Annotated in this window: 13 protein-coding genes; 10 read left to right on the top strand and 3 right to left on the bottom strand. The window is 54.8% G+C overall.

Annotated features, from left to right (window positions below; genetic code table 11):
* Positions 1-4 precede the first annotated feature (4 nt).
* The 6 genes from ACQG1Y_RS10985 to ACQG1Y_RS10960 all read left to right on the top strand — a co-directional run bounded on the left by ACQG1Y_RS10985 (position 5) and on the right by ACQG1Y_RS10960 (position 5443).
* Positions 5-310 (top strand): DUF1161 domain-containing protein, encoded by a 306-nt coding sequence (locus tag ACQG1Y_RS10985; RefSeq protein WP_003857424.1) that lies wholly within the window; start codon positions 5-7, stop codon positions 308-310.
* 130 nt (positions 311-440) lie between these two features.
* Positions 441-2879 carry a selenate/tellurate reductase subunit YnfE gene (ynfE, locus tag ACQG1Y_RS10980; protein WP_414234703.1) on the top strand — a complete coding sequence of 813 codons (2439 nt, stop codon included), beginning with the start codon at positions 441-443 and terminating at the stop codon, positions 2877-2879.
* Positions 2880-2889: 10 nt separating this feature from the next.
* The gene (locus tag ACQG1Y_RS10975) at positions 2890-3507 is read left to right on the top strand and encodes a DMSO/selenate family reductase complex B subunit (RefSeq protein WP_017384545.1); all 618 of its coding nucleotides are present in this window, start codon (positions 2890-2892) and stop codon (positions 3505-3507) included.
* A gap of 1 nt (position 3508) precedes the next feature.
* Positions 3509-4363, top strand: a complete 855-nt coding sequence (locus ACQG1Y_RS10970; protein WP_368740491.1) for a dimethyl sulfoxide reductase anchor subunit family protein — start codon at positions 3509-3511, stop codon at positions 4361-4363.
* A 44-nt stretch (positions 4364-4407) separates the two neighbouring features.
* On the top strand, positions 4408-5022 hold the full coding sequence (gene dmsD / locus ACQG1Y_RS10965; protein WP_017384547.1) for a Tat proofreading chaperone DmsD: 615 nt from the start codon (positions 4408-4410) through the stop codon (positions 5020-5022).
* Positions 5023-5131: 109 nt separating this feature from the next.
* Entirely contained in the window at positions 5132-5443 is a 312-nt protein-coding gene (locus tag ACQG1Y_RS10960; protein ID WP_017384548.1) for a YebG family protein, read from the top strand.
* A gap of 114 nt (positions 5444-5557) precedes the next feature.
* On the opposite strand, the gene ACQG1Y_RS10955 is transcribed toward ACQG1Y_RS10960, so the two are convergent.
* From ACQG1Y_RS10955 to ACQG1Y_RS10945, 3 genes are all read right to left on the bottom strand, one after another.
* A complete protein-coding gene (locus ACQG1Y_RS10955) occupies positions 5558-5872 on the bottom strand; it encodes a hypothetical protein (protein ID WP_017384549.1) in 315 nt (104 codons plus the stop codon).
* A gap of 38 nt (positions 5873-5910) precedes the next feature.
* Positions 5911-6588 carry a type A chloramphenicol O-acetyltransferase gene (gene catA, locus ACQG1Y_RS10950; protein ID WP_015570622.1) on the bottom strand — a complete coding sequence of 226 codons (678 nt, stop codon included), beginning with the start codon at positions 6586-6588 and terminating at the stop codon, positions 5911-5913.
* An 85-nt stretch (positions 6589-6673) separates the two neighbouring features.
* Positions 6674-7558 carry a LysR family transcriptional regulator gene (locus tag ACQG1Y_RS10945; protein ID WP_063659924.1) on the bottom strand — a complete coding sequence of 295 codons (885 nt, stop codon included), beginning with the start codon at positions 7556-7558 and terminating at the stop codon, positions 6674-6676.
* A 114-nt stretch (positions 7559-7672) separates the two neighbouring features.
* Between ACQG1Y_RS10945 and ACQG1Y_RS10940 the strand changes: the two genes are divergently transcribed.
* The 4 genes from ACQG1Y_RS10940 to osmY all read left to right on the top strand — a co-directional run bounded on the left by ACQG1Y_RS10940 (position 7673) and on the right by osmY (position 11899).
* On the top strand, positions 7673-8800 hold the full coding sequence (locus tag ACQG1Y_RS10940; RefSeq protein ID WP_414234702.1) for an alpha/beta hydrolase: 1128 nt from the start codon (positions 7673-7675) through the stop codon (positions 8798-8800).
* Between the two features lie 57 nt (positions 8801-8857).
* The gene (locus tag ACQG1Y_RS10935) at positions 8858-10042 is read left to right on the top strand and encodes an MFS transporter (protein ID WP_017384552.1); all 1185 of its coding nucleotides are present in this window, start codon (positions 8858-8860) and stop codon (positions 10040-10042) included.
* A gap of 146 nt (positions 10043-10188) precedes the next feature.
* Positions 10189-10938, top strand: a complete 750-nt coding sequence (locus ACQG1Y_RS10930; RefSeq protein WP_017384553.1) for a YoaK family protein — start codon at positions 10189-10191, stop codon at positions 10936-10938.
* Between the two features lie 250 nt (positions 10939-11188).
* A complete protein-coding gene (gene osmY, locus ACQG1Y_RS10925) occupies positions 11189-11899 on the top strand; it encodes an osmoprotectant ABC transporter permease OsmY (RefSeq protein WP_032648184.1) in 711 nt (236 codons plus the stop codon).
* Positions 11900-11916 lie beyond the last annotated feature (17 nt).

Genomic DNA, 11916 nt, shown 5'->3' with positions numbered 1-11916 from the left:
ACAGATGAAACGGTTACCCTGGATTACCGCCCTGCTGTTAATGAGTGCTTCACCCGCTCTTCTTGCGGCCCCGGACTCCTGCGAGCGCGTGAAAAGCGACATTCAGCAGAAGATTATCAACAACGGCGTACCGGAGTCTGGCTTTACCCTGAACATCGTCCCGAACGATCAGGCCGATCAGCCGGATGCGCAGGTCGTTGGGCATTGTGCCAACGATACTTTCAAAATTTTGTACACCCGCACCAGTAGCGGCAACTACCCGGTGAGCGGCGCAGGTACGCAAGAGAATGCGCCCGCTGAGCCGCAATGATTTTCCCACTCAATTCCCCTGATTTGACGAGGATTAATATTTAATACCTCTAAATAAGTAACACTCCCCCCATCATTAGCCCGGTTGTAGTCACGGGTGAAAATAATTATTAACAATGATGGGGTGAGTTATGTCCGAAGTTGAACATCACGGCGGTATAAGCCGTCGAACTCTGGTTAAATCTACTGCCATAGGATCTCTGGCGCTTGCCGCCGGTGGGATCGCATTACCTTTTGGTCTGAAAAGCGCCGCCGCCGCTGTGCAGACCGCTATTCAGCCCGCAGAAGACAAAGTTGTCTGGGGCGCCTGCTCGGTAAACTGCGGTAGCCGCTGCGCGCTACGTCTGCACGTTCGCGATGACGAAGTCTACTGGGTTAAAACGGATAATACCGGCGAGGATATTTACGGCAACCATAAGGTTCGCGCCTGCCTGCGAGGCCGTTCAATTCGCCGTCGCATTAATCACCCAGACCGTCTGAACTATCCGATGAAACGCGTGGGCAAACGCGGAGAAGGCAAGTTTGAGCGTATCACCTGGGAAGAAGCGCTGGACACCATCGCCGCGAGCCTGAAAAGCGTGGTCGAAAAATACGGCAACGAAGCGGTCTACATTAACTACTCCTCCGGAATTGTAGGCGGCAACATCACCCGCTCCTCCCCTTATGCCTCGCTGGTCGCGCGCCTGATGAACTGCTACGGCGGCTTCCTCAGCCACTACGGCACCTACAGCACCGCGCAGATCGCCTGCGCAATGCCCTACACCTACGGCAGCAACGACGGCAACAGCACATCGGATATCGAAAACACCAAACTGGTCGTGATGTTCGGCAATAATCCGGCGGAAACGCGCATGAGCGGCGGCGGGATCACTTACTACCTTGAGCAGGCGCGCGAACGGTCAAACGCGCGGATGATCGTTATCGATCCGCGCTACACCGACACTGCCGCAGGGCGTGAAGACGAGTGGATCCCGATTCGTCCGGGCACCGATGCCGCGCTGGTGGCAGGTATTGCGTGGGTGCTGATTAATGAAAATCTGGTCGATCAACCTTTCCTCGATAAATACTGCGTGGGTTATGACGAAAAAACCCTGCCGGAAGGCGCACCGGCTAATGGTCATTACAAAGCCTATATTCTCGGCCAGGGTGATGACAAAACCGCGAAAACCCCTGAGTGGGCGTCTCGCATAACGGGCATCCCTGCCGATCGCATCATTAAGCTGGCCCGTGAAATCGGTTCGGCGAAACCGGCCTACATTTGCCAGGGCTGGGGCCCGCAGCGTCAGGCTAACGGGGAGCAAACGTCCCGCGCCATCGCCATGCTGCCGATCCTGACCGGCAACGTCGGCATTAACGGCGGCAACAGCGGCGCGCGCGAATCGACCTACACCATCACCATCGAACGCATGCCGCTGCCGGAAAATCCGGTGAAAACGCAAATCTCCTGCTTCAGCTGGACGGATGCCATTGCCCGTGGACCGGAGATGACCGCCCTGCGCGACGGCGTACGCGGCAAAGATAAGCTCGATGTGCCGATCAAGTTCATCTGGAACTACGCGGGTAATACCATCATCAACCAGCACTCCGATATCAACAAAACTCACGACATTTTGCAGGATGAGAACAAGTGCGAAACGATCGTCGTCATCGACAACTTTATGACCTCGTCCGCGAAGTATGCCGATATTGTTCTGCCGGACCTGATGACCGTCGAGCAGGAAGATATCATCCCCAACGATTACGCCGGCAACATGGGATACCTGATTTTTCTCCAGCCGGTTACCGCCCCGAAGTTCGAGCGCAAGCCCATCTACTGGATCATGAGTGAAGTGGCGAAACGCCTCGGACCGGATATCCATCAGAAATTCACCGAAGGCCGTACGCAGGAGCAGTGGCTGCGCTACCTGTACGCCAAAATGGTCGCCAAAGATCCGCTGCTGCCATCCTACGATGCGCTGAAAAAAATGGGTATTTATAAGCGCAAAGATCCTAACGGACATTTTGTGGCCTATAAAAAATTCCGTGACGATCCGGATGCCAATCCGCTGAAAACCCCGTCGGGCAAAATCGAGATCTACTCCAGCAAGCTGGCGGATATTGCGGCAACCTGGGAACTGCAAAAAGACGAAACCATCACCCCGCTGCCGGTCTATACCTCAACCTTTGAAGGCTGGGACGCGCCCGAGCGCAGCAAATTCCCGCTGCAACTGTTCGGTTTCCACTTTAAAGCCCGTACCCACTCCAGCTACGGCAACGTGGATGTGCTCCAGGCCGCCTGTCGCCAGGAGGTGTGGCTTAACCCTGTGGATGCAGAGCAACGAGGTATCAAAAACGGGGATATGGTGCGCGTCTTCAACGACCGCGGCGAAGTGCGTATTGCCGCGAAAGTCACCCCGCGCATCATGCCCGGCGTAAGCGCGATGGGCCAGGGCGCCTGGCATGACGCCAACATGAACGGCGATCGTGTCGATCACGGCTCCTGCATCAATACCCTGACCACGCACCGCCCGTCACCGCTGGCGAAAGGCAACCCGCAGCACACGAACCTGGTGCAGATCGAGAAGGCATAAGGATTAACCGATGACTACCCAGTATGGATTTTTTATTGATTCCAGCCGCTGCACCGGGTGTAAAACCTGCGAGCTGGCCTGCAAGGATTACAAAGACCTGACCCCGGACGTCAGCTTCCGGCGTATTTATGAATATGCGGGCGGCGACTGGCAGGAGGACAACGGCGTCTGGCATCAGAATGTCTTCGCCTATTACCTGTCGATTGCCTGCAACCACTGCGAAGATCCGGCCTGCACCAAGGTCTGCCCGAGTGGGGCAATGCACAAGCGCGACGACGGTTTTGTGGTGGTGGACGAGGATGTCTGCATCGGCTGTCGCTACTGCCACATGGCCTGCCCGTACGGCGCGCCGCAGTACAATGCCGCCAAAGGCCACATGACCAAGTGCGACGGCTGCCACAGCCGCGTGGCGGACGGCAAAAAGCCCATCTGCGTCGAATCCTGCCCGCTGCGCGCGCTGGACTTTGGCCCGATTGAAGAGCTGCGCAAAAAACACGGTCAGCTTGCTGCCGTCGCGCCGCTGCCGTCTGCGCACTTCACGAAGCCGAGTATTGTGATTAAACCTAACGCCAACAGCCGTCCGACGGGTGACACCACCGGCTACCTGGCAAACCCGAAGGAGGTGTGAGATGGGAAGTGGATGGCATGAATGGCCGCTGGTGATCTTCACCGTTTTCGGGCAGTGCGTGGCCGGCACGTTAATCGTGATGGGCTTCGTCTGGCTTAAGGAAAATGATGACAAGGCCAGAATGCGTATCGTGCGCAGCCTGTTTTGTATCTGGCTGGTAATGGGTATTGGGTTTATGGCCTCGGTACTGCATCTTGGCTCCCCGCTGCGTGCCTTCAACTCGCTTAACCGCGTGGGCGCGTCAGCGCTGAGTAATGAGATCGCGGCGGGTTCGATCTTCTTTGCCGTGGGCGGTTTCTGGTGGCTGGTGTCGGTTATCGGTAAAATGCCCCCAGCTTTGGGCAAAATCTGGCTGGTTGTCAGCCAGATCCTGGGCATCGTTTTTGTCTGGGCGATGACCCGGGTCTATCAGATTGAGACTGTCCCGACCTGGTATACGGGTTACACCACGCTGAGCTTCTTCCTGACGATGGTTCTGGCTGGTCCTCTGCTGGCCGCGCTGCTGCTGCGCGTTGCAAACGTGACATTCAAAAGTGCTCTTGCTGCGTCAGTCAGCGCACTGGCACTTATCGTCTGCGTGGCGGTCGTCGTGTTGCAAAGCAATACGCTGGGGACAATACAGAGTTCCATCCAGCAGGCTAACGCCCTGCTTCCGGATTATGGTTCGCTTCAGGTATGGCGCATCGCGTTGCTGGCGGCGGGTTTAGGCTGCTGGATCTGCCCGCTGATTCGTCGTCAGGAGCCAAAAACGCTCGGCCTGTTTGCAGGTGTCGTGCTGGTGGCGCTGGGTGAACTGATTGGCCGTGGGCTATTTTATGGTCTGCATATGACCGCAGGGTTAGCAATTGCAGGTTAACACAGGTGCGCGGGGCTACCCGCGCGCAAGTAAGGAAAGTTGTAATGAATGACGTCTCACACCGCGAATCGTTCGCGTTCAGCGCCCGGGTACTGGGCGCGCTGTTTTATTTCGCTCCAGACAGCGAGCAGACCGCGCCGCTGGTGAGTGCCCTGACCGCAGGTGACTGGGTTCAGGACTGGCCGCTGGCGGAGGAAAATCTGCTGCCTGTCGCCAGTATGTTTAAGACCCCGTCGGATGAAGCGTTGAAAGACGCCTGGCAGCGTCTGTTTATTGGCCCGTATGCCCTGCCCGCCCCCCCGTGGGGCTCGGTCTGGCTTGATCGCGAGTCCGTGCTGTTTGGCGATTCGACCCTCGCGTTGCGTCAGTGGATGCGTGAAAACCATATCGCCTTTGAGATGCAGCAGAATGAGCCCGAAGATCATTTCGGAACGTTGCTGATGCTGGCGGCATGGCTTGCCGAGAACGGTCGCGAAACAGAACGCGACCAGCTTCTTGCCTGGCATCTGCTGCCATGGAGCACGCGTTTCCTTAGCGTATTCGTTGAAAACGCGGCCCATCCGTTCTACACCGCGCTGGGTAAACTTGCCCAGCTGACGCTGGCAGAATGGCAGTCCACTTTGCTGATCCCGATTGTCGAAAAAACGCTGTACCGATAACAGCACCTGGCTTGTCCACCCGTTGTGCAGGCCAGGCTCGCACATTTTTGCTGCAACACAACGTCACAACTGCTATACTGTATATAATTACAGTATACAGGGGTGCACAATGGCTGTTGAAACAAAATTTGTTGTCGTAAGAAAAGGTGAAGAAAAAATGACATTTGCCAGTAAGAAAGAGGCTGACGCTCACGACAAACTGCTCGATATGGCAGAAGCGTTTACCGACTGGCTGTTGCAAAGCGGAATGCAGATGGATGAAACGCAGGCGGAGAACCTTGGTCTTTATCTCGCCGAGCAGAAAGAGTCCGTGCAGCATATCCTGCGTACCAGCAAGCTTCCCGAGCTCAATGCTGAAACGGATAAAACAGCATCAGATGCGGACAGCAGCAAAAAAATCCGGGCCGTCAAAGCCGCCTGATCGTCAGAACGTCTCATCACCTGTCCTGCCGCCGCGGGCCGGAAACGGCTCGCGGCTTTATTAAGGTCGGCTGAACCTTATATTCATCAACCGTAACCCTGAAAATACGTCCTGTTATCTTGATTTGTCCGCCTCAACGTTTACGCTGATATTCAGCCTTTTTGCTTCCATGGTTATCATTGTTTTGGCCAGGTCCTTATCGCCCCCGTGCACTTTATCTATCAGATCCTGTACAAGAGTCATCATCAGGAAGTTTTTATTTGCAGGATAGAAATCTGCCGTAGTGATCCCGTTATCCTTCAGGCGCTGATGCGCCACCGTCTCTGTATCTGCGATTATTTCAGCTACTTTCTCATGCATGATCTCGATCTGCTCGAAAACAATGCGGTTAATCATTTCAATCTGTTCTGGCGTAAAATTCGGTTCCATTATTTCCCCTCGTCAGGCGTATGTTAAAAACACGTGAATCACACGTTGAGCGCCTCTGAATGGTGCGGTAAATTATCACACAACTCTTGTAACTCGTTGATCAGCCTGGCCACATGGAAACCGTCACAGACAGAATGATGGACCTGAACGGCGAAAGGCAACAAGACCTTTCCATCCTGGTTATAGTATTTTCCAAACGTGAACATGGGCGCAAAAAAATTCCGCATGTTAGCGACGTTGACGTTAAAACTGCTAAAACTGACCCACGGAATATCCGATATGAAGAATATATTCTCCCGGGACTCTTCTTTAGGCCAGTAAGCAAGGATATTGCCATAGCGGGCAACATCTTCTGCATAAACGCGCTGAAAATGGTGAATATTTCCATCGTAATGACTCCATAACGATGAAAATGTCTCCGTTTCTTTATGGAAAAGGGTATAGCTTGGATGAACCTCATTCCATATTACAAGCTCATCATCCTTCATGGCCATACGGAATTCCGGATGCCGGTTTACGACGTCAGAAATAAGGGAAATAATCGCAGGATAAAATTTCCAGCCAACCTCTTTGATATGCTTTAGCAGCACGGTAATGTCCAGCTGAACCGTTTGGTTAAATGTAGATTGAGCAAAGCCCTGAAATACTTCAAAGTGTTCCTTTCTTGCCCAACGTGATAAGTCAACTACCGTATATTCTGGCATTATTTTTGTCATTTCAGAGCCTTAGTTGAGCTGCGCTATATAAAATAGTAGCGTATCACAAACGTAGGGGCTGTATAGACCGTAGCGAAGAGGCACCCTAAATTTTCAGCGTATCAATCACCGCTCTCAGCGCCGGGGATACGTTGCGGTGTGGATAATAGAGGTACAGTCCGTCCATCCGCAGGCTGTAGCGCTGTAAGACGCGTATAAGCGTGCCACGCTCCAGATCGTCAGCCACCAGCTCAACCGGGACATAGGCCAGCCCGAGTCCCAGCCGGGCCGCTTCGGCCTCCATGTAGCTGTCGGAAAAGGCCCATTGCCCCTCCGGGCGGTGAGTAACATGCTTCCCGTCCTGAACAAGCTCCCACTGATAGTGGTTACCGTCGGCAAACTGGTAGGCAATGCAGGGATGAGCATCCAGATCGGCGGGCGTCTGCGGGAAACCATAGCGCCGAAAATGCGCCGGAGCGGCAACCACAGCCATCTCCATATCGGGCGTGATGCGCACGGCAATCATTCCTTGTCCCACCTCCGGCCCAAGCCGGACGCCCGCGTCGAATCGCTCGGCAATGATATCCACGAACCGGCTCTCATTCATCAATTCCAGACGGATATCCGGGTAACGCTGTTTGAAGATAGCGAGCTTTGGCAGCAGGCATTTTTCGATGGCGTGCTGGCTGGCATTAATGCGCACCGTGCCGGATGGCGTCTGGCGGTAATGCGCCAGTCTGGTCAGCCCGGTATCGAGCGCATCAAAGGCTGAACCAGCGGTCTGGAAAAGTTGCTCCCCGGCATGGGTCAGCGACAGTTTGCGCGTTGTACGCACCAGAAGCCGAACGCCCAGCCGCTCTTCCAGCTCGCGAACCGATCGACTGATCCCGGATTGTGCCAGCCCGAGCCGTTGCGCGGCTGCCGTGAAGCTTCCCTCCCGCACCACCTGGATAAACAGATACAGCTCATTGTAGTTTTCCCGCTTCGCCATCATGCCTCATCAATTCATAACAATATGATATTAATCCTAGCAGCCATTGGCCTCTAATCAGCACTATTTCTGCTAACTATAATGACCGCATTACAACAACACACGGTACCTCTTATGCAAACATTCACCCAAAAACTGTCCGTTGCGCTGCTGCTATGCGCATCATTAAGTGGAGTGACAACAATGAGTTATGCAGAAACACGAAATCCTGCCGCCCCCGTTTCGATGGTGACAACCTGGGATAAGACCTTCGTCGAGAGCAATAAAGTCGACCACCGCAAGGTGACGTTCGAGAACCGATACGGGATCACCCTGGTCGGCGATCTGTACATTCCCAGGAACAGCGGCGACCAGAAGCTGGCGGCGATTGCCGTCAGTGGACCATTCGGTGCGGTTAAAGAACAATCCAGTGGTCTTTACGCCCAGACTCTGGCTGAACAGGGGTTCGTGACCCTGGCCTTCGACCCATCCTACACGGGTGAAAGCGGCGGCCAGCCGCGTAACGTTGCCTCCCCTGATATCAACACCGAAGACTTTAGCGCCGCAGTGGATTTCCTCGGATTACAGAAAGAAGTCGACCGTAACCGTATCGGCATTCCCGGGATCTGCGGCTGGGGTGGTATGGCGCTGAACGCGGCATCCATGGATACCCGCGTGAAGGCGGTCGCCACCAGCGTAATGTACGATATGAGCCGCGCGATGGGTCACGGCGTGGGCGACGGGAGAGATCGTTATTCAGCGGCCGATCGCCGGGCCGTGTTGCAGTATCTGAACGCGCAACGCTGGAAAGATGCTGAAAGCGGCACCTTCGCCCATGGCGGCCACGATATTTATGTCGATGAAAACGGTAAGGTAACGGCGGCCGGGCGTATTCTGCCGGAAGCATTGCCCGCCGATCCGCATCCGGTACTGAAAGAGTTCTATGATTACTACCGTATGCCGCGCGGCTTCCATGCCCGTTCCGTAAACTCCACCGGCGCATGGACCGCGACCATGCCGTTGTCCTTTATGAATATGCCGCTGCTGAGCTATGCCGGGGAGATCACCATCCCAACGCTGATTGTGACCGGTGAAAACGCGCACTCACGTTATTTTGCGGAAGATGCGTTTAAAGCTGTCGGCAGCAAACAGAAGGAACTGGTGATTGTTCCCGGTGCGAATCACGTTGATCTCTACGATAACGTCGCAGGGAAAATCCCGTTCGCGCAGTTCGGGCAGTTTTTCAAAACCAGTCTGGATTAATTCTCTTAGCCCCCGGCAATCAGGGGGCTTATCTTCTCTTCGCCGTGAATTACACCTATGTCCACACTGAATCAAACCTCATCCCGTGATGCTGAGCGTGCACACTGGGGCGGTATTTTTGCCATGACCCTGTGCGTTTTTGTCCTCATTGCCTCGGAATTTATGCCCGTCAGCCTGCTCACGCCCCTCGCCAGAGATTTAGGGGTGACAGAGGGGACGGCTGGGCAGGGGATCGCCCTCTCTGGTGCGCTGGCTGTCCTGACCAGCCTTTTTCTTTCCCGGCTTGCCGGGAATATGAATCGCAAACATCTTCTTTCAGGCATGACCGTCCTGATGGCGCTGTCAGGGATCATTATCGCCTTCGCCCCAAACGCTTTGATGTATATGGCAGGCCGGGCGCTGATCGGCATCGCCATCGGCGGTTTCTGGTCGATGTCTGCTGCCACCGCCATTCGGCTGGTGCCTCAGCATCAGGTCTCTCGTGCGCTGGCGATTTTTAACGGCGGCAACGCGCTGGCGACGGTGGTCGCCGCCCCGCTGGGCAGTTATCTCGGCTCGACCATTGGCTGGCGCGGCGCGTTTCTTTGCCTGGTTCCCGTGGCGATTGTGGCGTTCATCTGGCAATATTTTAGCCTGCCCAACATGGGCGGGAACCAGCGGCCGTCGCCACGTAAAAGCGTATTTCGCCTGCTCCACCAGCCTGCGGTTTCGGTGGGTCTGATGGCGTGCGGCCTGTTCTTCATGGGACAGTTTGCGTTATTTACCTATGTGCGCCCCTTCCTCGAAACCGTCACCCACGTCAGTCCTTCCGGCTTATCGCTGATCCTGCTCACTATCGGTATCGCAGGTTTCATCGGCACGCTGATCGTCGCGCTGGTCCTGAATGCCGCGTTTTACCTCACCTTAATGGCCATACCGCTGCTTATGGCGCTGATTGCAGGGGTATTAATGCTCACCGGGGACAGCCTGTGGATCGTGGCCCTGCTGTTAGGTTTCTGGGGAATGCTGGCAACTGCGGCCCCTACGGGCTGGTGGACGTGGATCGCCCGTACGTTACCGGAAGATGCCGAGGCTGGCGGCGGGTTAATGGTCGCGGTGATCCAACTCTCCATTGCGCTTGGCTCAACGGCGGGTGGCGTGGTGTTTGATACCTTTGGCTGGCAGAGCACCTTCGCTTTAAGCAGCATATTACTCCTGAGTGCAGGGGTGCTGACTTTTACGACGTCGCGCCATCGGAAATAAGGCATTATATTAACAGGGTTGTTTTATTTAATTACAAAACCTCGCTCACCTCCCGTAGAAATAATAATTAAGCAATATCCTAGTCAGCCAGCGACATCGCTTTGTTAGCTTGAGCATTCAGGCAAAGCTCAAACCGGAGGTATTCTTTGCTGATTAAATTAAAGAAAGAACGAACGCATCAGGAGGATCGTCGTCTTGCCCTCTGGCTGGCGACCTCCGCGGGACTGCTGAATGCCATTGCGCTGGGCGCGTTCGGTTTTTTTCCCTCGCATATGACGGGCAATACCTCGCAGCTATCCAGCGAAGTTTCCTCCACCGATCTCAGCGATATTCTTTTCTTTGGCGCCATTATTCTTTCGTTTGTCTCAGGCGCCATCGCTGCGCGGATTATTGTTATCTGGGGGATTATCCATAACGTCAGGCTGGTATTCAGCCAGGTTCTGTTTGTTGAAGGGCTATTATTGGCCGGGGTATCCCTGTACGAAATGTATTTTCACTCCTTCGCCACGAATCAGGAGATTATTATTTTCCTGTGCGGGTTGATGGGAATTCATAATTCCACCTCCACTCAACTATCCGGCGGTCGGGTGAGATCCACGCACATCACCGGCACGCTGACCGATGCGGGCATTTCGCTGGCCTCCGTTATGGTCGCCATGCTGCGCCGGGATTACTCCAAAGATACGGCCGCGCAAAAGAGTCAGCTCAAAACCCATTTAACTACCCTTTTCTCCTTTATCAGCGGCGGGATCGCGGGGCTGATCCTGTTCAGAGAGTTTGGATTCCACGCGATGCTGGCGCTGGGCCTGTTGCTGGTAATCGTCGCCGCCTTCTCTATCGTCCGCATTTCGTGGCGCGTACGCAAGGTGCGCGCCGCGCTCAGTCGACAGGTATAATCAGCACGCCTTATGTGACGTTGTCACGTAAGGCGTGCTTCTTTAAGACTATTCTGCCTGCCCACTGACAGCCCTTATGCCATAAGGCTTCACTCAGGTTGTCACTAATTTCATAGGGTTACTGATTTACCCCCTTCGCTGGAACCCTTCCGTTTCGCTTGCTATAGGTGAAGTACCCCTGCCGAAACATGGCATAACAACAGGCAACCGGTGGTTGCTATAACGCATGCGCACAGGGAGACACACCGCAATGCACCCATTACTTAAACGTTCGCTGCTTTTTGTCGGCGCGATTATCGTGGTTCTCGCTCTCCTCACCTGGGGAATAGGACTGGAAACGATTAAGGCGCGCCAGGTTGACCTGATTTACCTCGGGCAACAGCACCTGATTCTGGTCTTTTCATCCATGTTCTTTGCCCTGCTGGTGGGCATTCCAAGCGGTATTCTGCTGAGCCGTCCGGCCGCGCGTGGTATCGCCGAATATGTGATGCAAATCTTTAACGTGGGCAACACCCTGCCGCCGCTGGCCGTTCTGGCACTGGCGATGGTGGTGATTGGCATCGGTGATAAACCGGCCATTATCGCCCTCTTTCTGGCCTCTCTGCTGCCGATTGTGCGTAACACCTATGCCGGGCTGTGCTCTGTTCCCGCGTCGTTGCTGGAAGCGGCAAACGGTATCGGCATGACCAAATGGCAGCGCCTGAGTCAGGTTGAGATTCCAAACGCTTGGCCGGTGATGCTTTCCGGTATTCGCATTGCCACTGCGATTAACGTCGGTACCGCACCGCTGGCATTCCTGATTGGCGCCAGCAGCTACGGCGAGCTGATTTTCCCGGGGATCTATCTGAATGATTTCCCGACGCTGATCCTGGGCGCGGCGGCCACCGCTCTGTTCGCCCTGATTCTGGATACGCTGCTGGCGGCACTGGGTCGATTACTGAGCCCGCATCTCGCGCGATAATTATAACAAGGAGCTTC

It is taken from the genome of Enterobacter cloacae complex sp. 397G4 (genome assembly GCF_050031515.1).
Classification (GTDB): Bacteria; Pseudomonadota; Gammaproteobacteria; order Enterobacterales; family Enterobacteriaceae; genus Enterobacter; species Enterobacter hormaechei_C.
This window is presented reverse-complemented; position numbering and strand designations above follow the sequence as displayed.